This window comes from Flavobacterium celericrescens, from assembly GCF_011392075.1.
Taxonomy (GTDB): Bacteria; Bacteroidota; Bacteroidia; order Flavobacteriales; family Flavobacteriaceae; genus Flavobacterium; species Flavobacterium celericrescens.
Genome location: NZ_JAAJBV010000001.1, coordinates 308,317 through 331,335 on the forward strand (window position 1 = coordinate 308,317; position 23,019 = coordinate 331,335).

24 protein-coding genes are annotated in these 23,019 nt (G+C 30.8%); 11 read left to right on the forward strand and 13 right to left on the reverse strand.

Annotated elements, in window-relative coordinates; translation table 11 throughout:
• Window positions 1-18: 18 nt before the first annotated feature.
• The 9 genes from G4L40_RS01415 to G4L40_RS01455 form a co-directional block, all read right to left on the reverse strand.
• Window positions 19-834: a LytTR family DNA-binding domain-containing protein gene (locus G4L40_RS01415; protein WP_166235283.1), complete on the reverse strand. Its 816-nt coding sequence runs from the start codon at window positions 832-834 to the stop codon at window positions 19-21.
• A 79-nt stretch (window positions 835-913) separates the two neighbouring features.
• Complete coding sequence (locus G4L40_RS01420; RefSeq protein WP_166235285.1) at window positions 914-1,666, reverse strand: hypothetical protein; 753 nt, start codon at window positions 1,664-1,666, stop codon at window positions 914-916.
• 163 nt (window positions 1,667-1,829) lie between these two features.
• On the reverse strand, window positions 1,830-3,173 hold the full coding sequence (gene gdhA / locus G4L40_RS01425; RefSeq protein ID WP_166235287.1) for an NADP-specific glutamate dehydrogenase: 1,344 nt from the start codon (window positions 3,171-3,173) through the stop codon (window positions 1,830-1,832).
• Window positions 3,174-3,340: 167 nt separating this feature from the next.
• Complete coding sequence (locus G4L40_RS01430) at window positions 3,341-4,117, reverse strand: enoyl-CoA hydratase/isomerase family protein (RefSeq protein WP_166235288.1); 777 nt, start codon at window positions 4,115-4,117, stop codon at window positions 3,341-3,343.
• Window positions 4,118-4,129: 12 nt separating this feature from the next.
• Window positions 4,130-5,545 carry a sensor histidine kinase gene (locus tag G4L40_RS01435; protein WP_166235612.1) on the reverse strand — a complete coding sequence of 472 codons (1,416 nt, stop codon included), beginning with the start codon at window positions 5,543-5,545 and terminating at the stop codon, window positions 4,130-4,132.
• Between the two features lie 56 nt (window positions 5,546-5,601).
• The gene (locus G4L40_RS01440; RefSeq protein ID WP_166235290.1) at window positions 5,602-6,159 is read right to left on the reverse strand and encodes a CopD family protein; all 558 of its coding nucleotides are present in this window, start codon (window positions 6,157-6,159) and stop codon (window positions 5,602-5,604) included.
• 3 nt (window positions 6,160-6,162) lie between these two features.
• The gene (locus G4L40_RS01445; protein ID WP_166235292.1) at window positions 6,163-6,540 is read right to left on the reverse strand and encodes a hypothetical protein; all 378 of its coding nucleotides are present in this window, start codon (window positions 6,538-6,540) and stop codon (window positions 6,163-6,165) included.
• 7 nt (window positions 6,541-6,547) lie between these two features.
• Window positions 6,548-7,564, reverse strand: a complete 1,017-nt coding sequence (hemH, locus tag G4L40_RS01450) for a ferrochelatase (protein ID WP_166235294.1) — start codon at window positions 7,562-7,564, stop codon at window positions 6,548-6,550.
• 105 nt (window positions 7,565-7,669) lie between these two features.
• On the reverse strand, window positions 7,670-8,542 hold the full coding sequence (locus G4L40_RS01455) for a helix-turn-helix domain-containing protein (RefSeq protein ID WP_166235296.1): 873 nt from the start codon (window positions 8,540-8,542) through the stop codon (window positions 7,670-7,672).
• Between the two features lie 230 nt (window positions 8,543-8,772).
• On the opposite strand from G4L40_RS01455, the gene hemA reads away from it, so the two are divergent.
• The 7 genes from hemA (at window position 8,773) to G4L40_RS01490 (ending at window position 15,656) form a co-directional block, all read left to right on the forward strand.
• On the forward strand, window positions 8,773-10,029 hold the full coding sequence (gene hemA, locus G4L40_RS01460) for a glutamyl-tRNA reductase (RefSeq protein ID WP_166235298.1): 1,257 nt from the start codon (window positions 8,773-8,775) through the stop codon (window positions 10,027-10,029).
• A complete protein-coding gene (gene hemC, locus G4L40_RS01465) occupies window positions 10,029-10,952 on the forward strand; it encodes a hydroxymethylbilane synthase (protein ID WP_166235299.1) in 924 nt (307 codons plus the stop codon). The genes hemA and hemC overlap by 1 nt, the downstream gene beginning before the upstream one ends.
• 3 nt (window positions 10,953-10,955) lie before the next feature.
• Window positions 10,956-11,630, forward strand: a complete 675-nt coding sequence (locus G4L40_RS01470) for a uroporphyrinogen-III synthase (protein WP_166235301.1) — start codon at window positions 10,956-10,958, stop codon at window positions 11,628-11,630.
• Window positions 11,631-11,660: 30 nt separating this feature from the next.
• Complete coding sequence (gene hemE, locus G4L40_RS01475; RefSeq protein ID WP_166235303.1) at window positions 11,661-12,686, forward strand: uroporphyrinogen decarboxylase; 1,026 nt, start codon at window positions 11,661-11,663, stop codon at window positions 12,684-12,686.
• Window positions 12,687-12,698: 12 nt separating this feature from the next.
• Window positions 12,699-13,814, forward strand: a complete 1,116-nt coding sequence (locus tag G4L40_RS01480) for a tetratricopeptide repeat protein (RefSeq protein ID WP_166235305.1) — start codon at window positions 12,699-12,701, stop codon at window positions 13,812-13,814.
• A complete protein-coding gene (hemF, locus tag G4L40_RS01485) occupies window positions 13,804-14,706 on the forward strand; it encodes an oxygen-dependent coproporphyrinogen oxidase (protein ID WP_166235306.1) in 903 nt (300 codons plus the stop codon). Before G4L40_RS01480 ends, hemF begins: the two co-directional genes overlap by 11 nt.
• Before the next feature lie 143 nt (window positions 14,707-14,849).
• A complete protein-coding gene (locus G4L40_RS01490; protein ID WP_262886052.1) occupies window positions 14,850-15,656 on the forward strand; it encodes a DUF4421 domain-containing protein in 807 nt (268 codons plus the stop codon).
• Between the two features lie 34 nt (window positions 15,657-15,690).
• On the opposite strand, the gene G4L40_RS01495 is transcribed toward G4L40_RS01490, so the two are convergent.
• Window positions 15,691-17,613, reverse strand: a complete 1,923-nt coding sequence (locus G4L40_RS01495; protein WP_166235308.1) for a DUF4836 family protein — start codon at window positions 17,611-17,613, stop codon at window positions 15,691-15,693.
• Window positions 17,614-17,618: 5 nt separating this feature from the next.
• Window positions 17,619-18,242, reverse strand: a complete 624-nt coding sequence (locus G4L40_RS01500; RefSeq protein WP_235922563.1) for a hypothetical protein — start codon at window positions 18,240-18,242, stop codon at window positions 17,619-17,621.
• Window positions 18,243-18,373: 131 nt separating this feature from the next.
• Here G4L40_RS01500 and hemB point away from each other — a divergent pair, with 131 nt between their 5' ends.
• A complete protein-coding gene (gene hemB, locus G4L40_RS01505; RefSeq protein ID WP_166235312.1) occupies window positions 18,374-19,363 on the forward strand; it encodes a porphobilinogen synthase in 990 nt (329 codons plus the stop codon).
• Between the two features lie 81 nt (window positions 19,364-19,444).
• A complete protein-coding gene (locus tag G4L40_RS01510) occupies window positions 19,445-19,867 on the forward strand; it encodes a c-type cytochrome (RefSeq protein ID WP_166235314.1) in 423 nt (140 codons plus the stop codon).
• Window positions 19,868-19,870: 3 nt separating this feature from the next.
• Here G4L40_RS01510 and G4L40_RS01515 read toward each other — a convergent pair whose 3' ends face one another.
• Entirely contained in the window at window positions 19,871-20,557 is a 687-nt protein-coding gene (locus G4L40_RS01515; RefSeq protein ID WP_166235315.1) for a response regulator transcription factor, read from the reverse strand.
• Window positions 20,550-21,818: a sensor histidine kinase gene (locus G4L40_RS01520; RefSeq protein ID WP_166235317.1), complete on the reverse strand. Its 1,269-nt coding sequence runs from the start codon at window positions 21,816-21,818 to the stop codon at window positions 20,550-20,552. Before G4L40_RS01520 ends, G4L40_RS01515 begins: the two co-directional genes overlap by 8 nt.
• Before the next feature lie 145 nt (window positions 21,819-21,963).
• Here G4L40_RS01520 and G4L40_RS01525 point away from each other — a divergent pair, with 145 nt between their 5' ends.
• Both G4L40_RS01525 and G4L40_RS01530 read left to right on the forward strand, forming a co-directional pair.
• On the forward strand, window positions 21,964-22,461 hold the full coding sequence (locus G4L40_RS01525) for a DUF1573 domain-containing protein (RefSeq protein WP_166235319.1): 498 nt from the start codon (window positions 21,964-21,966) through the stop codon (window positions 22,459-22,461).
• Between the two features lie 70 nt (window positions 22,462-22,531).
• Window positions 22,532-23,005 carry a methylated-DNA--[protein]-cysteine S-methyltransferase gene (locus G4L40_RS01530; protein WP_166235320.1) on the forward strand — a complete coding sequence of 158 codons (474 nt, stop codon included), beginning with the start codon at window positions 22,532-22,534 and terminating at the stop codon, window positions 23,003-23,005.
• Window positions 23,006-23,019: the final 14 nt, after the last annotated feature.

Genomic DNA, 23,019 nt, shown 5'->3' on the forward strand with positions numbered 1-23,019 from the left:
TTGGAATGAAAAGAAAAATTATTTTTTACTATTCAAAAAAGTTTGTATTTCTATTAATGATGCTTTAGAAACTGGAATCATTTCATCAATAAATTTAATCTTTACAGTTGCTTTTCTATTTCGCATTTCAAGATTTATTACTTTATCAATATTAACGATATATGAGCGATGAATTCTTTTCATTTTTTCAATCGTTTCTAATTGTTCTCCAATTACTGAAAAACTATTTCTAATAATATTCTTTTCAATATGGTTTTCATGATTTAAGTAATGAACAAGAACATAATTACCAAAAGCTTCTATTAATACTAAATCATCAATATCTAAAATAATTTTTTCGTACTTGTTCTTTCCTTCTAAAATAATTTTTTGCGATTTTTCAACATTGCTTTTTATTGCTTTTTGCTTATGATATTGATAAAAATCTAAAAACTTGATAATTAAAAAATTTACAATTCCCACAAAACACATATAATAGTACAATCTTCCGTCATGAACAAAGTTGTCGTTATAATTACTATCAATTGTTTCTATGTAGAATATGTTAAATAGAAGTATGAATATTGTTACTAAAACTAAGATTAGTAAAAACGCTGAAATATCTTTCCATAAATTCCAATTTTTGCTATTAATAATTGTAGAAAATAGCGCGTAGTAAATAAAAAAAGAAAAGCCAGCAATTAATGAATAGGCTAAAATAAAATGATGTTTCCAAGCTATGGTTCTAACTGGGTTTCCAAAAGCTTCAAAGTGCAATAAAACAAAAGTAATTGTAAATATAATTAACGAAGTTAAAACAGGCTTTCGATAAGAAAATTCAACAGAAGTTTTCATTAATTAATTTTTATAAATACAAAAATAGTAGAAAGTTGGAAATGACTTCAAACTTTCTACTATTTTAACTATATAAAACTTATCTTATTCGTTTTATTACAATACTAGATGTGCCTAATGCATCAAAAGTTATCGTTGCGCTACTTCCATCTCTATAGGAGCGTAATCGTAAAACATCATTTGCATTTATTACCATATATTGAGTAAAATGTACTGAAAAAGTACCATTACTTCCAGAATCTTCAGGAGCTAATCCTCGAATATTTTCTCCAGTATCGACCCCATTAATGTTTAATCGTAAGTTTAAATAACGCTCAATTGAAGAACAATCCAAAGACAAATTACATGTTACTTCATACAAACCCGTTTCTGTGATTCTTAAATCGGTATTGTTAATTTTTTGAAACAATGTTGTTTCTTCATTCCAATCAACTGTGTTAAAAATATCAACATAAACTCCTCCTGAAGTAGAAAAATTTGTCGTAGTTGAATTGTTTCGAAACTTAACCGTTTTGTTAATTTTGGTATCAGCAATTGCTCGCCATTCGATACCATCCCAATAATAAAACCCTGGAACAACATTATAAGGAAAAGTTCCAGAAGTACTTGTGTTAAAAACTAAGGTTCCTATTGGTGGAGTTGCAGAAACAGGAGCCACGACATTCCTAGCCGTTAGTGCAATTCTAGGTATTAATACTCCAGAATTAGTGCTTTCAACTTTAAATTGTACACCATTTTCAATAGTGGTTGTTCCAATAGCTACTTGAGAAAAAACAACATTACTTAAAGTTAAAACACATAGAAAAAGAGTTGTAGAGAGAATTTTTTTCATAGTATATGTATTTCATGCAAAAATACTATACAGAAAAATGATGGTGTAAAATTTGGCTTTTTTTACACGAAATTGCTGATATTTTATACGAAATTGCAATTTGAAAAAACAAAAAACGGCTTTTAAAACATTTTAAAAGCCGTAAAAAACATATATAATTTAACTATACAACTCCTTGAGACAACATAGCGTCTGCTACTTTTACAAATCCAGCAATATTAGCACCTTTTACATAATCAATGTATCCATCGGAATTTTTACCATATTTTACACATGATTCGTGAATATTACTCATGATTTTATGTAAACGCTCATCAACCTCTTCTGTAGTCCAACTTAATCGTAGTGAGTTTTGCGACATTTCTAAACCAGACGTGGCAACACCTCCTGCGTTCGATGCTTTCCCTGGAGCAAATAAAATTTTTGCTTTTTGAAATACTTCAATTGCTTCTGGAGTAGAAGGCATGTTAGCACCTTCGGCAACACAAATACATCCGTTTCCAATCAATTTTTGAGCTTCTTCACCATTTAATTCATTTTGAGTGGCACAAGGCAAAGCTATATCACATTTTACTTCCCATGGGTCTTTCCCTACGAAAAATTGTGCTTTTGGATATTTTTTCAAATATTCGGAAATTCTACCATAATTTACATTCTTGATTTCCATGATGTAAGCTAATTTCTCAGCGTCAATTCCATCGGCATCATAAATATATCCTGAAGAATCTGAAGCAGTAACTACTTTTGCTCCCAGTTGTGTAGCTTTTTCAATTGCATACTGAGCCACATTTCCCGAACCAGAAACCAAAACAGTTTTTCCAGCTATAGATTCATTTTTAGTAGCTAACATGTTTTGTGCAAAATAAACCGTTCCATATCCGGTAGCTTCAGGACGAATTAGTGATCCTCCAAATGAGATTCCTTTACCCGTTAAAACCCCAGTAAACTCATTTCTTAATTTTTTGTATTGCCCAAATAAATAACCTACTTCTCTACCTCCAACGCCTATATCTCCCGCAGGAACATCCGTATCTGAGCCAATATGTCTAAATAATTCAGCCATAAATGCTTGGCAAAAACTCATGATTTCAGTATCCGATTTCCCTTTAGGGTCAAAATCAGAACCTCCTTTTCCTCCACCCATTGGAAGTGTTGTTAAACTATTTTTAAAAACTTGTTCAAAAGCTAAAAATTTTAAAATACTTAAGTTTACCGATGGGTGAAATCGCAATCCACCTTTATAGGGTCCAATTGCTGAATTCATTTGAATGCGATATCCTTTGTTTAATCTGGTTTTTCTTGCATCATCTAACCATGCTACTCTAAACATTACAACCCTTTCTGGCTCGACCATTCGTTCTAAAAGCATCTTATCTTGATACTTTTTGTTGTTTTCAATAAAAGGGATTACTGTTTCTGCAACTTCTTTAACAGCTTGCAAAAATTCTGGTTCGTTTGGATTTCTATCTGCTACAGCAGCTACAAAATCATGAATTTGTTGTGACATCTTGGAAACTAGTTTTGTGTTGATTTATTGTAAAATTATCATTAACAGATAACTATCTCTCAAAATTACGCAATTAAATTAATTCTATTTGTCAATTTTGTAACTTTATTCGTTACTAAATTCTGATTTAAAAACAAAAAAACCAGAATTGGATTCTGGTTTTAAATTTATTTTCCTGGGAAATTTGCTTTCCTTTTTTCTAAAAATGCAGTAGTTCCTTCTTTAAAATCTTCGGTACCAAAACAAGCGCCAAAATTTTCAATTTCAACAGCAAATCCATTTATTCCATCTTCAAAATTAGCATTAATGGCTTGAATGGCTTTTGCAATTGCAACACTTGAATTATTTGCAATTTTTGAGGCAATACCTTTTGTAAAATCTAACAATTCTTCTTGTAGAACAACATGATTTACTAACCCATAATTTTTAGCCGTTTCAGCATCAATCATACTTGCTGTCATAATTAATTCCATGGCACGACCTTTTCCTACTAATTGTGCTAGGCGTTGAGTGCCTCCATATCCAGGAATTACACCTAACGTAACTTCTGGTAATCCCATTTTTGCGTTTGTAGAAGCCACTCTAAAATGACACGACATTGCCAATTCCAAACCACCACCTAATGCAAATCCGTTAACCGCTGCAATGACTGGTGTGCTCAAATTTTGTACAAAATCAAACAACAATTCTTGTCCTTGAGCTGCTAATTTTCCACCCTCTTCTACTGAAAAATTAGCAAATTCTGAAATATCGGCTCCAGCAACAAATGCTTTTTCTCCACTTCCAGTAATAATAATTGCTTTTACTGATTTGTCGTCATTCAAAGTTTTAAATCCATCGTGTAACTCTTGAATTGTAGCTTTATTTAATGCGTTTAATTTTGTGGGTCTATTAATGGTAATAACCGCAATATTGTCTTGTTTTTCAATTAAAATGTTTTCCATTATGGTATTGTTTTATTGTTTATTTATTGGGAATGAAACTAAAAATTCAGTTCCTATATTTAATTCTGATTCAAATGTAATTGTTCCGTTATAATTCTCGATAATGTTTTTAATAATTGCCAACCCTAGCCCCATTCCGCTAGATTTTGTGGTAAATTTTGGCTCAAAAATCCGAATGGCGTTTTCCTCTGAAATTCCTTTTCCGTTATCTTTTACTGCGATTTTTACTTGATTATCTTCTCTAAAAACAGTGACAAATACCGATTTCTTTTCTTGCTCTTCGGGAATTGCTTGAATGGCATTTTTTACCAAATTTGTAATCACTCGAATTAATTGTGTTTTATCTAATTTGGCAATAATTTCATCCTCCAAAGCAGAAAACTGAATGTAATCTTCATTAAAAATTTCTAATGCCATTTGCACTACATTCACCACGTTAAGTGTTTCATTTTGTTGAGCTGGCATACTTGCAAAATTGGAGAACGCATTTGCAACCGAACTCATAGTGTCTATTTGTTGTAAAATAGTTTTGGTATAATCATCAAGTTTTTTAGTGATATTTTCATCGTTAGCATCAAATTTTCGCTGGAAACTTTGTACTGTCAAACGCATTGGCGTAAGTGGATTTTTAATTTCGTGTGCTACTTGTTTTGCCATTTCTCGCCAAGCTTGTTCTCTTTCACTTTGTGCTAAAATAGTGGCGCTTTCTTCTAACTTATCCACCATGCTATTGTAAGATTTAATCAAAAGGTTTATTTCTCTACTTCCATCTTCAATAACAATTTTTTCATTGCGTTGATCTAATTGTGTTTCTTGCATTTTATCACTAATAATTTTAAGCGATTTAGTAATATAGCTCGATAAAAAATAAGATAAAACAATAGAAATCAAAAACATAAATGCATAAACTTGTCCAAAACGAATTAAGAAATTTTGCACTTCATTATCATAAAAAGCAGTATCTTCTTCATAAGGTAAATTTAAAATCCCAAGAGGTTTAAATTTAGTGTCTTTTAAATAAGTATATGATGAGCGAAAAGGTTGTCCGTCAATAGTTGAAAATTCGATATATCTTTTTTCTAATGAGGCTTGCAAAATTTTAAGCGTAGCTTCATTAATTTTAGGTTTGTCTTTATCAATTTTAAAAATTGCTTTTGATGAAATTAGTAGTTTCCCTTTTAAATCAAAAATATTTATTTCCATGCTGTGAATATCTGCTAATTCAAAGATTTTTTCTTTAAAAATTAACGGAACATTCTCTGTGGTTAAGGGATAAGTTGTGGTCTGTAAAACATAATTTATATGCTCAGCAATTGCTGTTTCTTTGCGCTCTAGTCGGTCTTGATGATATTCTCTAGCCTCTTTTCGAAATTGATAAATAGATACAGTTGCAATCAACACAGACGCAATTAGCGTTAAGAATATCATGGATAGAAATATTCTTACTCGAAGTGAAAGGTTTTTTATATTAAAAATTCTATCCATTAACTGTTTTGATTCTTTTCTCTAATTTTTTTATACAATTTGAATCCCATCATAATTAAAATCGAAAAAACAAAAATTCCGATAACTCCAAAAACCCAGTTGATTGCATTTTTTAAAATTACTAAAAAAACAACTGCAAATAATATTATCGTGGCGCCTTCGTTCCAAATTCTAAAAAAATTACCCGAATGTTTTACTTCATTATTTTGTAATTGTTTAAAAATTTGATGGCATTTTAAATGATACAGATACAACAAGAACACAAAAACCAATTTTACATGCATCCAAGGCATTTGCAACCAAGATTGACCTAATGGCGTAAAAAACAACATCCAAAAAGCAAAAAAACTTGCCAAAACAGCACTTGGCCATGTAATAATATACCACAATCGATATTGCATTAATTGGTATTGCTTGATTAAAATATCTTGCTCAGGTTGTGGTTTTTGTTTGGCCTCTGCATGATATACAAATAAACGAACAATATAAAATAATCCTGCAAACCAAGTGATTACAAAGATTAAATGAAGTGATTTTATGTAGTTGTAAAGTTCCATTATCTATAAGTTTGATTTTCCATAACAATAAATAGTTATAACTCCGTTTTTTCCTGCCGAACCATATAACGGTATGCTTTTTTCAATTGAAAGAATATCAATTCTTACTATGTCATTTCTTTTTAAATTAAGTCTTGAATCAAATTTTTCATCTGAACGAATAATTTCTTGTCCATCTTTTTTATTAATTATTAAAGTTGGCACTTCTCCAATTAAATTTCTATTTTTATTAATATATTCTATCAAAAAATATTTCTTTTCCCCTTTATTTTCGAGAATAAATCTTCTTTGTACTTCATTGATTCTAATTGAACTACAACCAAAAACAATTAAACTCACAAAAAACAAAGCGGATATTTTTAATAGTCTATTTTCTTTCATTTATATTCTATTTTCTTTTAAAATCCTCAATCCAATTAGCAACCACACCGCACCATTCGTCTTCATCATTTAAACATGGAATTGCCATAAACTCTTCACCACCATGATGCAAAAATTGTTCGTTAGCCTCCATTGCAATTTCTTCTAACGTTTCTAAACAATCCGCCACGAAAGCAGGTGTTACAACCGCTAATTTTTTAATGCCTTGTGCTGGCATTTTATTGATTTCAACATCAGTATAAGGTGTTAACCATTTATCACCTGCCAAGCGAGATTGAAAGGTTTGACTGTATTTCCCTTCTGGAATTCCTAATAATTTTACAACTTGTTTAGTGGTTTCATAACATTGATGACGGTAGCAAAATTCGTGTGCTGGCGAAGGCGTGTTGCAACACGAGCCATCAATTGTACAATGTAATTTCGTTACATCCGTTTTACGAATATGTCGTTTTGGGATTCCGTGATATGAAAATAATAAATGGTCATAATCAAATCCTTCTAAATGTTTCTTAATTGAATTTGCTAGTGCCTGAATAAAATCAGGTTTATTATAAAACGCTGGAACATTTGTAAATGTCATTTCTGGAAAATGTTTCTGACGTAATTCTTCCGCTAACACAACAATTGTGGTGGTTGAAGCCATTGCGTGTTGTGGATATAAAGGTAAAAGCATCACTTCGGTCACACCTTGATCTTTTAATTCTTGTAATCCTTTTTGAATGGTCATAGTTCCATAACGCATGGCTAAAGCAACTGGAACATCAACTAACTGTTGCACTTTTTGGTGCATTTTTTTAGAAATCACAATTAAAGGAGAACCTTCGCTGGTCCAGATTCTTGCATAGGCTTCAGCTGATTTTTTTGGACGTGTTTGTAAAATAATTCCTCTAACTAACAAAGCACGTAGTAAAAATGGAACGTCTATGACATATTTATCCATTAAAAATTCATCTAAATACGGTTTTACATCTTTTGCTGTTGGGCTTTCTGGCGAACCTAAATTTACTAATAATACTCCTTTCATATGGCAATTTATTTTTTTATAAAAGTATACAATCTACTTTTTTTACTTTTTAATATTGTTATTTTTTATTGATGGTATGATATACGAAATTGATACGAATTGGTTTTACACATTAGTATTCAAATTCATCAAGTATTTCTTTGGAGTCGTCCCAAATTTTTTCTTAAAAGCTGCAATAAAATGACTTCCAGTACTATAACCAATTTTTAATCCTACTTCATTTACATTATATGAACCACTATCAAGTAATTGACGCGCATAATCCATTTTGTAATCAAACAAAAAGCCATAGACTGTGTCTCCATAAATTTGTTTGAAACCCATTTTTAACTTTTTAAGACTTAACCCTACTTGTTCCGAAAGCTCTTCTAATCCAGGGGGTTCTGCCATGTTTTGAATGATAATTTCTTTGGCCTTTTTGATTTTTAACACATTTTCTTCATCAATTAAAAACGGACATTGTTCTGCATTCGGGTCTTCAGAACGATTGAAATATAAGCTCAATAATTCATAGCCTTTGCCTTTATAGTATAAATTTTTTATCGACGGATTCAAATTATAATGAAACAATTGACTCAAAACAATAGCCATTGATGGACTAATATCTGTTTCTTTATAATATTTTTTATCTTTATTATCATCACTTAAAAACGGAATATTTTCTGCTTCAGAAGAAAACAAACCATGGAATTTTTTGATGGAAATAATAACCGAAATTACCCAAGTATTTGGTGCTAATTCTAAATGTAACGGCAATTCTTTTTGTGGATTATAAAATAAAAGCGCCTTTTCTTCTTTTAAATCTAAAGCATAATTTCCTTGATTAAAGATAAATTTTCCCTTTCCTTTAATGCCAAAATGGAACTGAATAAGCCCCTGACTTACAGGTCGTTCAACTTTATAAACCGAAGTTCCATCATTTTGAAAACGCAATAAGATAAAGTCATTTTCAATTTTTATTTCTTCTTGAGAACCCATAGCGATATTTTTACGTATATAATTTCAAAACAAAATCAAATTGTTATTTAGAATTATTCTATATAATAAAATTCGAAACACTTGATTTTGCTACAAATTTAAAAGAAATAACGCTAAAAAGACAATTATTATACAAAATATCTTTGAGCGACATAAAAAGTACTTTAAGCGTTACTTTTATAAATTGTTTACTAATAATTTTGTTTAACTTTTAGGGAAGAGTATAAAATATGGAAAACAACACATTTGCAAAGCATCCTACTTTCTATGCTGTTGGCTTAAGTTATAAAAAAGCCGATGCAGAAATGAGAGGTAAGTTTAGTTTAGATGAAAAGTCTAAAATTAACTTATTACATCAAGCAAAAAAAGAAGGCTTAGAGAGTTTAGTGGTTACCTCAACATGTAATCGTACCGAAATATATGGTTTTGCGCAACATCCCTTTCAATTAATCAAATTGCTTTGCGAAAACAGTCAAGGAACCGTTGAAGATTTTCAAAGAGTAGCATTTGTATATAAAAATCATGAGGCTATTTCACACATGTTTCGCGTAGGAACTGGGTTAGATAGTCAAATTCTAGGCGATTTTGAGATTATCAGCCAACTTAAAAATGCATTTGTACAAAGTAAAGAACTACATTTAGTAAATTCGTTTTTAGAGCGTCTAGTAAATGCTGTGATTCAAGCCAGCAAAAAAATTAAAACCGAAACCGAAATTTCTTCTGGTGCAACTTCTGTTTCTTTTGCATCTGTACAATATATTTTTAAAAATGTAGAAGACATTGCCTCAAAAAACATTTTACTTTTTGGTACAGGAAAAATAGGAAGAAATACTTGTGAAAACTTGGTAAAACATACCAAACACGAACAAATTACATTAATTAATAGAACCAAAGATAAAGCTGAGAAAATTGCAAAAAAATTAAATGTAATTGTAAAAGATTATGCTGATTTGCAATTAGAACTTCAAAAAGCTGACGTTGTTGTTGTTGCCACTGGAGCACAAAACCCAACTGTAGATAAAGCCATTTTAAATCTAAAGAAACCACTTTTGATTCTTGATTTGTCTATTCCAAAAAACGTACATGAAAACGTAAAAGATTTGGAAGGTGTAACTTTAGTCCACATGGACCAACTAGCGCAAATGACAGATGAAACATTAGAAAACAGAAAAAAACATATTCCTGCCGCAGAAGCTATTATTGAAGAAATAAAAGATGAATTTATTGCTTGGACAAAGCAACGTAAGTTTGCTCCAACAATTCACGCATTAAAAGCAAAATTAAATTCAATTAAAGACGGAGAATTAAATTTTCAACGAAAAAAAATAGCTAATTTTGACGAAGAACAAGCTGAATTAATTAGCGCTCGCATTATTCAAAAAATTACGAACCATTTTGCAAATCATCTAAAAGATGACGAAACAATGGTAGATGAAAGTATTGAATGGATTGAAAAAATTTTCCAAATTGAAACGCTTGCAAAATAATGAATAAAACAATTCGAATAGGAACTCGTGATAGCGAGCTAGCACTTTGGCAAGCACACACTGTTCAAAAAAAACTAAATGATTTAGGCTACAAAACAGAAATAGTAGCTGTAAAATCACAAGGAGATATTATTCTAGACAAGCCGCTATATGAACTTGGTATTACAGGAATTTTCACCAAAACATTAGACATAGCTATGTTAAATGGTCAAGTGGATATTGCAGTTCATTCAATGAAGGACGTTCCTACAGCATTACCTATCGGAATTATTCAAGCAGCCGTTTTAGAAAGAGCTAATACTCTTGATATTTTAGTTCACAAAGGCAATTTAGATTTTTTAAATTCGGAAGGAACTATCGCTACTGGAAGCTTACGCAGACAAGCACAATGGTTAAATAAATATTCAAATCACAATGTAGTAGATTTACGTGGCAATGTAAATACACGTATGCAAAAGTTAAATGAAAGCGATTGGAACGGTGCTGTTTTTGCTGCTGCTGGTTTAGAAAGAATAAACTTAAAACCAGATAGTTTTATCAATTTAGATTGGATGATTCCAGCTCCTGCACAAGGCGCAATGGTAGTTGTTGCTATGGCAAACGATAATTATACCATTGATGCAGTTTCTCAATTAAACCACATAGAAACTGAAATTTGTACTTATATTGAAAGACAGTTTTTAAAAACACTTGAAGGCGGTTGCACAGCACCTATTGGAGCTATTGCAAATTATAATGAAGATGAAGATATCATTGATTTTAAAGGTGTGTTACTCTCAATTGATGGAAAAGAAAAATTAGCAATTGAAACAAAAGTTGCGGTTTCAGAATGGAAAAAACTAGGATTTAATTCAGCGCAAGAGATTTTAGATAACGGTGGGACTCAGTTAATGGAAAAAATTAGAACCGTCTTAAAAAAATAGTTCGTGCCAAACTCCATCAATATACTATCTACTAAAACGCTTTTACAAAATCAGAAGCAACTATTTTTAGATAAAAAGTTTTGCTTCGCTGAAAAAGATTTTATTCAAATAAAAAGCAAAGATTTTGAAGCAAAACTAATTAACGATAATTTAATTTTTAGTAGTCAAAATACTGTTGAAAGTGTATTAAAATATCCTGAATTAATTCCGGAACTTCAGAAAAAAAATGCTTTTTGTGTGGGATTAAAAACAAAAGCACTTTTAGAGAAAAATGGATTTAAAGTTTTAGTTTACAAAGAATATAGTACAGATTTAGCTGAAATTATTACATCGATTTATTGTGCAGAAAGTTTCACGTTTTTTTGCGGCAATATTAGAAGAGACGAGTTGCCAAATATGCTAATCAAAAACAATATCACATTTAATGAAATAGTTGTTTATGAAACCATATTAAAACCATATAAAATCGAACAGAAAATAGACGCATTATTATTTTTTAGCCCATCAGCTGTAAATAGCTATTTAGAAAGTAATAAAATAACAAACGAAATTTGCTTTTGTATCGGTACAACCACGGCAAAAGCATTAGAAAATAGAACAAAAAACATTGTAATTGCATCACAACCCACTGTTGAAAATGTAATTAACGAAGTAATACATTATTATAAACGCTTATAGCTTATTGCTTAAAGCCTAAAGCAATCAAAAATGATTAAAAACGATTTATTTTTAAGAGCATTAAAAGGAGAAACTGTTGAGCGCCCACCTGTTTGGATGATGCGTCAAGCCGGAAGATATTTGCCAGAATTTAGAGCATTACGCGATAAATATGATTTCTTCACCCGTTGCGAAACGCCAGAATTAGCAGCTGAAATTACCGTGCAACCCATTCGTATTGTAAAACCGGATGCAGCTATTTTATTCTCAGATATTTTGGTAGTGCCAAGAGCTATGGGAATTCATGTAGAATTAAAAGACAATTTAGGTCCGATAATTCCAAATCCGATTCGTACTGCTGAACAAGTAAATCAAGTTTTTGTGCCGAATATTCACGAAACGTTAGGTTACGTAATGGATGCAGTAAAACTAACCAAAGAAATGTTGAACAACGAAGTGCCATTAATTGGTTTCGCTGGTTCACCATGGACGATTTTTTGTTATGCAGTAGAAGGAAAAGGTTCTAAAAGTTTTGATACGGCTAAAGGATTTTGTTTTTCAAATCCAGTAGCAGCTCACTTATTATTACAAAAAATTACCGATACCACGATTTTATATTTGAAAGAAAAAGTAAAAGCAGGTTGTAATGCCATTCAAATTTTTGATTCTTGGGGCGGAATGCTTTCTCCAGTAGATTATCAAGAATTTTCATGGCAATACATCAACCAAATTGTGGAAGCTTTAGCTGAAGAAACGGAAGTCATCGTATTTGGAAAAGGGTGTTGGTTTGCTTTAAATGAAATGTCAAAATCAAAAGCATCAGCTTTAGGAGTAGATTGGACGTGTTCGCCAAGAAATGCACGCTATTTAACTGGTGGTGACATTACCTTACAAGGGAATTTCGACCCAAGTCGTTTGTTATCGCCAATCCCAACCATCAAAAAAATGGTTCATGAAATGATCGACGAATTCGGAAAAGACAAATACATCGTCAACTTAGGTCATGGTATTTTACCAAACATTCCTGTAGACCATGCTAAGGCTTTTGTTGAGGCGGTGAAGGAGTATCAAAAATAAAAATGTTTTATAATGAGAGTAATTTTAACTGTATTTGTTTTATTCTTTTCAAACTTTATTAATGCATGTCTTTGGGATAGAGACACTTATGCAATGGAAAAACAAAAATTTCCGGATGCTTTTGAATTAATGACTGGAAATTTTGATAGGCATTCCAATTCATATTACCAATGGCGAATTGCGAGAATTCAACCTCAAATTGACAAAGGAAGTAAAGATCCTTTGCTTTTTGATGATTTAGCAGTAGCATATTCAAAATTAGGAAATGATAAAAAAGCTATTGAACTTATGAAGCTTAAGGAAAAATTTGCTCCAAATTTATATGAAACATTCGCTAACCTTGGTACTTTTTATATCCATGACGGACAATTTGAAGAAGGATTAAAATTTATTAATAAAGCTATCAAAATAAATCCTGAGGCACACTTTGGTAGAGAAATATATCAAAAATATCTTGTTGAATTTATTCTATCAACCCAAAAAAAGAAGTCTGAATCTAATAATTTTTACATCTTTTTATTAGAAAAATACAAAACCAAAAATAATTTAACGAAAGATTTTCTCCCTGAAGATGAAATTAAAAAAGCTGTAAAAGGAATTTTAGGTATGATGCGTTTTGGCAATTATAATTCACCTGTTCTTTTAAATGCTCTTGGAGATGTTTTACTTAATGAGTCATATGATACACCTAGTGCTAAAAGATTAGCAGCTATGGCATTTATGGCTTCTGATTTATACAATGCTGGTTCAGTTTCTCTCAAAACCAAAGAAAACATTCAAATGTTTTTAAGTATGCAGGAACGTGACAAAAACACTTATGAAGAATTACTTAAAGAAGTTAAAAAAGGTATTGAAATTGGAGAAAAAAGATATGCTGAAATTGAAAAGAAAGAAACAAATTGGGTTATTGAAAACAAAGATTTAGATGTTGAATTCGCACAAAATTTTTATGCAAAGACTAATTCAATAAATAAAAATAATGTTACTCAAAATAATCCAAATAGAATTACTAAAAACGAAGATAAAATATCTAACAAACTAATCATAGGATTAATCATTACATTAGTTATTGTTGGAATTATTGTGATAATAAAACTTCGAAAAAAACACTTTCAAATTGAAAAATAAATTCTACCAATACATACAAAACCTTCAAGATCGAATCTGTAAAGGATTAGAAGACATTGATGGTGGTACTAAATTTAGAGAAGACATTTGGGAACGACCAGAAGGTGGTGGCGGTCGCACACGTGTAATTGAAAACGGTAACGTTTTTGAAAAAGGCGGTGTAAACATATCAGCCGTTCATGGCAAATTGCCAGATACCATGCAAAAAATGTTTGGTGTTGGAGAAGCGGATTTCTTTGCTTGCGGATTAAGTTTAGTAATTCATCCGAAAAATCCGATGGTGCCAACCGTTCACGCAAACTGGCGTTATTTTGAAATGTATGATGAAAACGGTAATATCATCAACCAATGGTTTGGTGGCGGACAAGATTTAACACCATATTATTTGTTTGAAGAAGATGCCAAACATTTTCATCAAACTTGTAAAACCGCTTGTGACAAACATGACCCTGAATTTTATCCGAACTATAAAAAGAAATGTGACGAATACTTTTGGAACGCACATCGATTTGAAGCTCGTGGAATTGGCGGTTTGTTTTTCGATTATTTAAAAGCAACTGAGCAAATGTCTATGGAAGATTGGTACAATTTCGTGTCAGAAGTTGGGAATTCTTTCTTACAAGCGTATGTTCCAATTGTAGAAAGAAGGAAAGATTTGCCTTATACGAATGCACAACGCACGTGGCAAGAAATTCGTCGTGGTCGTTATGTGGAATTTAATTTAGTTCACGATAAAGGCACACTTTTTGGCCTAAAAACCAACGGCAGAATTGAAAGTATTCTAATGAGTTTACCACCACATGTACAATGGGTGTATGACCATCATCCTGAACCAGGAAGCGAGGAAGAAAAATTACTAAAAGTATTAGCAAAACCAATTGAATGGATATAAAATTAAGCTACATATTTTTTTGCTTAGGAACTATTTTAGGAGTGGCTCAAAATGATTCTTTGTCCACTCCTTTTTTTAAATCTTATGACGAAAAAGTAACCAGTAGTTTATATTTTATAGACACTTCTAACAGTTTTTAATTTCTGTTTGATTCTGGCGGCGAAAACAAACACTTGAGCTTAATTCCCAACCGAAAAGCACAAATTGGCGCCAATCTTAGTTATAAATTTATTGATGTTAGTTATGGATTTTCGCCAAAGTTTTTTGAGGAAAACAAAGATAATTCGGGTTCAAAATTATTTACCATTAGCACTCGTTTTTATCATAAAAAATGGATGCAGTCCATTATATTCATTAATCAAAAAGGATTTTATGTAGAAGATGATGTAACCGTTTTTCTACCTCGATTAAGAACTACAAAAATTGGCGGAACAACTTCTTATGTTTTTAATGATAAATTTTCGTTTAAAACCATTGCCAATCAAAAAGAATGGCAAACCAAAAGCGCAGGAAGTTTTATTCCGAATTTTAGTTTTTATTATACCAATTTTGACCTTAACAACGGAAGTGGTGGCGAACATAGTGATGTTTATTTAGCAACGCTTTCAGCTTCTTACTTTTATAATTTAGTTATTAAAGAAAAATTTTTGGTTTCAGCTGGACTTTCACCTGGTTTTGGATTTAACGATGTGGATGGCGATTTTTCATCTTTATATGAAGTAACGGGAAGTTTTAAAATTGGGTATAATGTGGATTCATTTTTTAGCTTTATTAATTTGAATTTTACTGATTTTGTTCAAGATACAGATGCGAAAATTAGATTGAATGATAATTTCTCAACGTTCAAATTTACACTTGGATATCGATTTAATCCGCCAAAAAAAGTAAAAAAACTTTACGAAAAAGTAAATAAGAAAATGAAATTAAAAAAAAGCACTAACTCCATTTAGAATTAGTGCTTTTAATTTTATTACAAATTTGCGTTTAGTTTAAATAATCTACTAAATCTAAAGTTTGTAAAATAATGTTTTTATCTGAAAAGTTTGAATTCATTTCCATTTCAACTTTCATTTTATTATCATTTATTTTGTTTGAAGATTTGAATTCAATATTCTTAAATTGATTGCTCACTTTTAACATTTTTTCGGTTTCTCTTCCAAAATCTTCGCTCAACAATAAGCTTTTCATAAAACGTTGTACATCAAAATTTCCGTACATATAATTTTTGCCTAAATCTTTTTTTACTTGTTTAGAAAAATTTGATTTTGCTCCATTGTTCAAGTAATTTAATCCATTTGTAATTACAAAAACATCTCCGTCTTTTAGTAATGCTATTTTTCCAACTTCTGTAAATTCCTTAATTACATAATAATTGTTTTCTTTTACTAAAACATTCTTTCTTACACCCAAATTCAACAGTTTATCACCCATTGTTGGATGAGTTGATGTCATAATCATTGTGAAAACAGGTCTTGTTTTAGTAATGGTTTTTTCTTCCTTAACTTGGTTGTAATCTTCATCATAAGAATATCCTGTATACTTATATTCATACGGTTCCATACTATGCAAAAACATAGAAATATCTCCGTCAAAAAGTGTTGCCGTTGCTTCTTCATCAACAATTGTGCTTACTAAATCGGTGATGATTTCGGTGTCTTGTTTGTCAAATGGCAAGTTTGCTAAAATTTGTTCTGTAATTTCTGGATAGCTTTTCAAAACTTCTTCTGTGCTTGAATGATATGTCATATAAGCCAAAGGCGTTTCTTTTGGGAAATAATTATAAATATTTTTATTTGGTTTTCTAGCAATAATTTTCTGCATAACTTTTGCTAAAGATGGCGAGTATTCTACCGTTTGTTCAACTCTCGCTTTATCATTTTCAAAATAAAAATCAACATTCATTCCCTTTACGGTGTTTTCATATGAGGTAGCATTAGCGTTTGGCGAAAATGTTCTGAATAAATAATTAATCGAACTCATTTTTCCGTAAACTGACTGGTAATCAACCCATGAAGAAATATCTGCTTTTGCATTAATCTTATTTGAAGTTGGAAATTGAAATTCATTTTCAAACAAAAGTGCAATTTGTTCTTCTTGTTTTTCTTGTTTTTCTCTTCGCGCTTGTTCTTGTTCTCTTCTACTCTCTTCTAACCATTTGTTATAATATGAATTATCATATGCCTCAACTGCAACTGGTGCCTCTTCATATTCTTGTTCCTCGTCTTCTTGTACATCTCCATAAACTTTAACAGCTGTATCATCTGCTAATCTTTTCTCTAGAACCACTTCTTCAATTGCAGGTGGCGCATCATCCGTTGCTTCTTCAATCTCAACTACTTCTATAGGCGCATCTTCTACTCCTTCTTCATAATATTCTTCATCGTAAGCAACAGCAGTACTATCTGCTGCTAAACCATAATCATAAACTGGCGTGTAATTGCTTTCTACAAGTCCATAAATAATGAAATTGTTATTATTCCAAGCCAATGAATAGTCTTCATTTTTTGGCGAATAAACAGCATATTTTGAATGTGTTTGTATTGTACTTGGAATTGAATCTGAAGTATCAAGATTGTTATTATCAATTCTTTTTTGAATAAAATTTTTCAAGCCTTTTGCATCTTTCAAAGGGAATGTTATTTGATAATACGCAATACTATCTGTAAAATTACCATGAATAACAACTGGTTTTGTTTTATCTATAAACGAAATAAAATCATTCAGTTTAAAGTCTGAACTTTCTCGATTAAAACTTTTAAACGCTTTATGATTAAATAATTCATCAATATTTACTTTTTTAGCAAATTGAGGCGTATTGAACTGCACAAAATAATCGTGTTTTTCTTGATTTTTTTGACTAAAAAGTACTGTTGGAAGAACTAGAAATAAATAAAAAAACTTTTTCATATAAATTAAGGATTGAAACTAATGGCATTATTCATTAGGTTATTATTGTTTAAAACATTCCAAATGTTTTGTTTTAAAAAGACTGTTTTTTTTGATTTTGAAAGTTTACTATTTGGGTTTTGAACTGTAGCCACATCTTTATCAAAAGTATATACTGCAGTAATATTTGCTTTAAGTAAATCTTCTTTTTTATCGTCGTTTTTGATTAAATTTTTTGGTAAAGGATACGATGCGATTCGTTCAAATTTTCCATTATTATTTTTAAAATGAACAAAATTATTTTTCTTGTCAATGGTATTTAAAACTGCATTTAATGTTTCTAAAGAATTATAAGAAAAGTTGATCTTAAAAACATAATTGCTAAAGTCATACGAAGTAGAAATTTTAGAAGCGCCTTTAATTTTAGAAGCATCTGCTCTAAATTGAGCCAACTTTGTTTTAATTTCTTCTTCGCTAGGAATACTTACTCCATCTACTTCTTCTAATAGAATTGCAGATTTGGTTTTTAACCACGAACTTGAAAAATCTACCACTAAACTATAATCACCACTTTGATTATTGTTGTGTTTGATTTTTTCTGTTACTTCAAAACAACCCGTTAGTAAAAGACAAATAATAAGAAAAATCATGTTCTTCATGTTGCAAAAATAAGATTTAATTAACACATACACTGTTTTTAAAAGGAAAGAATTCGGTAAAAATAGTTAACTTTACCACTCCAAAATTACATTTATATTTATACATCAAATTTCAAACCATAATGTTCCCACTTAGAAGAAACCGCAGATTAAGAACCAATGAAAGTATTCGTTCATTAGTTCGTGAAACCATATTATCACCAAATGATTTTCTAGTACCTCTTTTTGTAGTGGAAGGAAAAGGTGTAAAGGATGAAATTCCTTCTATGCCTAATTATTACAGATATAGCCTTGACTTGTTAGAAAAAGAAGTAAAAGAACTTTGGGCAATGGGTTTAAAATCAGTTTTAGTGTTTGTAAAAGTGCCCGATAATTTAAAAGACAATAAAGGTGTAGAAGCATTAAATCCAAACGGATTAATGCAACGCGCTATCAAAGTGATAAAAAACGCTGTTCCAGAAATGATTGTAATGACAGATGTGGCTCTTGATCCTTATTCTGTGTATGGTCACGATGGAATTGTAGGAAACGGAATGATTTTAAATGACGAAACTTCTGGATTTCTGGCTCAAATGGCATTATCGCACGCACAAGCAGGAGCCGATTTTGTAGCGCCAAGTGATATGATGGATGGAAGAATTTTAGAAATGCGCGAGTTATTAGAAAATAATGGGTTCATAAATACAGGAATTATGAGCTACAGTGCGAAATATGCTTCGGCGCATTATGGTCCATTTCGAGATGCTTTAGATAGTGCTCCAGTAGATTTAATTGATATTCCGAAAGATAAAAAAACATACCAAATGGATTACCACAACCGTTTGGAAGCTATAAGAGAAACCCGAATGGATATTGAAGAAGGAGCAGATATTGTAATGGTTAAACCTGGAATTTCTTACCTAGACATTGTTCGCGAAGTAAAAAACATGTCAGAAGTTCCGGTGGCTGTTTATCAAGTTTCTGGTGAATATGCGATGATAAAAGCCGCTTCTGAAAGAGGTTGGCTAGACCACGATGCAGTAATGTTAGAACAAACCACTGCTATTAAAAGAGCAGGCGCAGATATTATCGCTAGCTATTTTGCAAAGGATATTGTTAAATTGTTAAAATAGACATTTTTCTTGTGTGACATTTATCACATTCTATATGCTTGTGATATTGTAATTTTATCGATATTTCTAAATTTTATCAAAATGAAACTCGTACTAAAATCCTTAGCTGCTTTTGCTTTAGCAATTTCGGTGTCTAATTGTGGAGACAAAAAAGAAACTGACGCAATGGGCAACACTGTTGATGAAACAACTGAAACTACAGCGGCTCAACCTGAAACTGCTAGTGACCCATTATTAGCAAAAGGACAAGAACTTTTTGAAGGAAAAGGAACTTGTGCAACCTGCCATAAAGCTGATGCAAAAACTGTAGGTCCTGCAATTAAAGACATTGCAAAAACCTATAAAGAAAAAAATGCTAGTATTGCTTCTTTTATTAATGGCGAAGGAGAACCATTAGTTGATCCTTCTCAATATGAGATTATGAAAGCTAATTTTGTAATTACAAAAGCCATGTCAGAAGAAGATCGAAAAGCTCTTGAAACGTATATGATGAGTATAGAATAATTTTTATTCTACCACTAACTTAAAGCCCACGCGAGGAATGTTTTCAATTCTTACGTGGGTTTCTTCTTTTATAATTTTTCGTAATCTTGAGATAAAAACATCTAAACTTCTGCCTAAAAAATAATCGTCACTTCCCCAAAGTGCTATTAAAATTTTTTCTCTTTTTAAAACCGTATTAGGATTATCTAAAAACAATTGCAATAACGAGGCTTCACGCTCCGTCAGTGTTATTTTTTGAGTGTCATTTTTTAATAAATAATTTTCTGGTTCAAAATGAAAACTACCAAATGTATAATTTTTTAAAGCCGGTTTATCTGTTGATTTTTGGCTTCGATTAAGGAATATTTCTATTTTTAAAATCAATTCTTCTATAGAATATGGTTTTACTAAATAGTCATCAGCACCAAGTTTTAAACCTTTTATTCTGTCTTCTTTCATGGTTTTTGCTGATAGAAAAATAATTGGTATTTCTTGATTACGTTTTCTAATTTCTGTTGCAATTTCAAAACCATCCATGTCGGGCAACATAATGTCTAAAACACACAAATCAAATGGTGTACTACAAAATAATTGAAAAGCTTCCTTGCCATTATTACAATGTGAAACTTCAAAATGTTGCTCTAAATTATCAGCTGTTAAAAACGCTAAAGTTTCATCGTCTTCTACATATAAAATTCGTTTTTTACTCATAATCGTTTTTGTTTATTTGAATTGAAACTGTAATTCCTTTGTCGTCATTGTTTTTAACTGAAACATTCCATTTGTGCCATTCACAAACACGTTTAACATAAGACAACCCTATTCCAAACCCTTCAATATCTTTATTGTCTTGACGTGCAACTCTATAAAATTTATCAAAAACAAACGGCAAATCTTTTTCTGGAATACCAACGCCATCATCTGAAAAATTTAAAAACAAACCTTTATTTGTTTCGTTCGATTTAATTTGAATGCTTGCTTCGTTTTCAGCATATTTAACCGAATTATCTATCACATTATAAATTAGATTATAAAAATGAAATTCATCGGCCATAACAAAATATTTTTTTTCTAATAAAATATCTATTTGGATGCTTTTTTGATGCTTTAGTAAAATATTTTCTTTAACTAATTCTAAAACTGAATTAACATCAACCTTAGTTTTTTCAAGCACAATTTGATTACTATCTGTTTTAGCCACATATAAAATCTTTTCTATATGCTGATTTAGTTTATTACTTTGATTGATAATAATTTGCATGTATTTTGACAACTTTGGATTGTCTTTTATTTCATTTTGAGTGTTGGCATAATTTGATGCAATTAATATTGATGCTAAAGGTGTTTTAAATTCATGCGTCATATTGTTGATGAAATCCTTTTGCAATTCTGTATATCTTTTTTGTTGTAACATTAAAAAAACAGAATACACATAAATAATAAGCACTAAAAATAAAACCGCTGTAAACACCCAATATTGGCTCAAACTTGTAAAATAACTTTGTTTTAAATGTGGGAAACGAATAGCAAAATAATAGGTTAAATCTGTGTTTTTAGAAAAACAATCTTCACAAACCTTTGACGGAGTTCCGTCTATCGAAATATAATTTCCATATACCATAGATTCTGAACTACAATCATAAATAGCATATTCAAAATCTAATTCTAACTTTACTTTATCAAATTCTGTTTTTAAATAATGTTCTAAAATTCTGTTTTCAAAAACATCATTTACATTTACAATAAAATAGTTTTCACTTACCTTTTTTATAGGATTAGCAACTGGTAATTCCGATTTATTATCTCGATAGATTTTTTCCACCACATCTTGCAACGCAAAATGGATTTTGTCTTCTGTATCTCTTTTTTCAAAAATATACGCTTGATTGAGTAAAAACAACTGCATGATAATAACACCTACAATGGCTAAAAACCCAATAAAGATTACTGTATTTAGTCTATTAAATTTCATATTGACCCCGATATTACAAAAATTGAATGGCAAAAAACAACCATTAACAACTTGTTAACAATCATTTGAATCTGATTAACAACTACTTTTTTTTGTTTGCATAGCTTTGTAACACAAAATTAAAATAACTAAAATATAATAAGGTATGAAATCAATTAAATTATCAATCGTTGCATTATTTCTTGCAAGTGCTTCATTTGCTCAAGTTAAAGATGCTAAAATCGAAACAGCAAAAGCTACTCAAGCTCCAGTTGCTGCAACTGTAACACCTGCGGCTGCACCAAAACAATCTGCAATTAAATGGGATAAAGAAATTCATGATTTTGGAGATATTCCAAAAGGAGTTCCTGCAACTTATGAATTTACTTTCACAAACAATACAAAAGAAACAATCTTAATTACAAATGTAAAACCAGCTTGTGGTTGTACAGCTGCAAACTATACTAAAACACCTATTAAACCAGGAGAAAAAGGTATGGTTGCTGCAACATTTAACGCTGCTTCTGTAGCGCCTTTTCAAAAATCAGTTACTGTAATGACAAATGAAGGTGGTGTTGAAAACGTTAAAACTTTATCTTTTAAAGGAAAAGTAATTGACACTGCTGCACCAGCAACTGATAAGAAAGTAGAAATTAAATCATAATTATAATTCAACTTTTTTACATCTTAAAAAAACCATCTGTATTTCAGGTGGTTTTTTTTATATTTACTCTATGGAAACAGTAATTATAAATACCCCTTTAGGATTTGCTGAAATTTGTGGTGATCAAAACGGCATTTCAAAAATTCATGTGATGAATGAAGAAATCGAAATTTCATCTAAAACGCCTAAAGCATTAAAAGAAGCTGTTACACAACTACAAGAATATTTTGAAGGAAAAAGAACTGATTTTTCTTTTAAACTTAATCCTTCTGGAACTGATTTTCAGCAAAAAGTTTGGCAAGAATTGTTGAACATTCCTTTCGGTAAAACTTGTTCATATTTAGATCTTTCGAAAAAATTAGGTGATGTAAAAGCAATTCGAGCAGTGGCTTCGGCTAATGGAAAAAATCCGCTTTGGATTGTAGTTCCGTGCCATCGTGTTATTGGTTCTGATGGTTCTTTAACTGGATATGCTGGAGGCTTGTGGCGCAAAAAATGGTTGTTGGAACATGAAAATCCGGTGAAACAAGAAAGTTTGTTTTAGTTTTTTTAAATTCA

What these genes read in the sequence shown, in the direction of transcription:
- hemC (WP_166235299.1), top strand. Translation starts at nt 10,029, where the DNA reads ATGAATAAAACAATTCGAATAGGAACTCGTGATAGCGAGCTAGCACTT.
- G4L40_RS01440 (WP_166235290.1), bottom strand. Translation starts at nt 6,159, where the DNA reads ATGGAACTTTACAACTACATAAAATCACTTCATTTAATCTTTGTAATC.
- G4L40_RS01445 (WP_166235292.1), bottom strand. Translation starts at nt 6,540, where the DNA reads ATGAAAGAAAATAGACTATTAAAAATATCCGCTTTGTTTTTTGTGAGT.
- hemE (WP_166235303.1), top strand. Translation starts at nt 11,661, where the DNA reads ATGATTAAAAACGATTTATTTTTAAGAGCATTAAAAGGAGAAACTGTT.
- G4L40_RS01415 (WP_166235283.1), bottom strand. Translation starts at nt 834, where the DNA reads ATGAAAACTTCTGTTGAATTTTCTTATCGAAAGCCTGTTTTAACTTCG.
- G4L40_RS01515 (WP_166235315.1), bottom strand. Translation starts at nt 20,557, where the DNA reads ATGAGTAAAAAACGAATTTTATATGTAGAAGACGATGAAACTTTAGCG.
- gdhA (WP_166235287.1), bottom strand. Translation starts at nt 3,173, where the DNA reads ATGTCACAACAAATTCATGATTTTGTAGCTGCTGTAGCAGATAGAAAT.
- hemB (WP_166235312.1), top strand. Translation starts at nt 18,374, where the DNA reads ATGTTCCCACTTAGAAGAAACCGCAGATTAAGAACCAATGAAAGTATT.
- hemA (WP_166235298.1), top strand. Translation starts at nt 8,773, where the DNA reads ATGGAAAACAACACATTTGCAAAGCATCCTACTTTCTATGCTGTTGGC.
- G4L40_RS01420 (WP_166235285.1), bottom strand. Translation starts at nt 1,666, where the DNA reads ATGAAAAAAATTCTCTCTACAACTCTTTTTCTATGTGTTTTAACTTTA.
- hemH (WP_166235294.1), bottom strand. Translation starts at nt 7,564, where the DNA reads ATGAAAGGAGTATTATTAGTAAATTTAGGTTCGCCAGAAAGCCCAACA.
- G4L40_RS01435 (WP_166235612.1), bottom strand. Translation starts at nt 5,545, where the DNA reads ATGATATTCTTAACGCTAATTGCGTCTGTGTTGATTGCAACTGTATCT.
- G4L40_RS01530 (WP_166235320.1), top strand. Translation starts at nt 22,532, where the DNA reads ATGGAAACAGTAATTATAAATACCCCTTTAGGATTTGCTGAAATTTGT.
- G4L40_RS01495 (WP_166235308.1), bottom strand. Translation starts at nt 17,613, where the DNA reads ATGAAAAAGTTTTTTTATTTATTTCTAGTTCTTCCAACAGTACTTTTT.
- G4L40_RS01520 (WP_166235317.1), bottom strand. Translation starts at nt 21,818, where the DNA reads ATGAAATTTAATAGACTAAATACAGTAATCTTTATTGGGTTTTTAGCC.
- G4L40_RS01480 (WP_166235305.1), top strand. Translation starts at nt 12,699, where the DNA reads ATGAGAGTAATTTTAACTGTATTTGTTTTATTCTTTTCAAACTTTATT.
- G4L40_RS01430 (WP_166235288.1), bottom strand. Translation starts at nt 4,117, where the DNA reads ATGGAAAACATTTTAATTGAAAAACAAGACAATATTGCGGTTATTACC.
- G4L40_RS01455 (WP_166235296.1), bottom strand. Translation starts at nt 8,542, where the DNA reads ATGGGTTCTCAAGAAGAAATAAAAATTGAAAATGACTTTATCTTATTG.
- G4L40_RS01510 (WP_166235314.1), top strand. Translation starts at nt 19,445, where the DNA reads ATGAAACTCGTACTAAAATCCTTAGCTGCTTTTGCTTTAGCAATTTCG.
- G4L40_RS01500 (WP_235922563.1), bottom strand. Translation starts at nt 18,242, where the DNA reads ATGATTTTTCTTATTATTTGTCTTTTACTAACGGGTTGTTTTGAAGTA.
- G4L40_RS01525 (WP_166235319.1), top strand. Translation starts at nt 21,964, where the DNA reads ATGAAATCAATTAAATTATCAATCGTTGCATTATTTCTTGCAAGTGCT.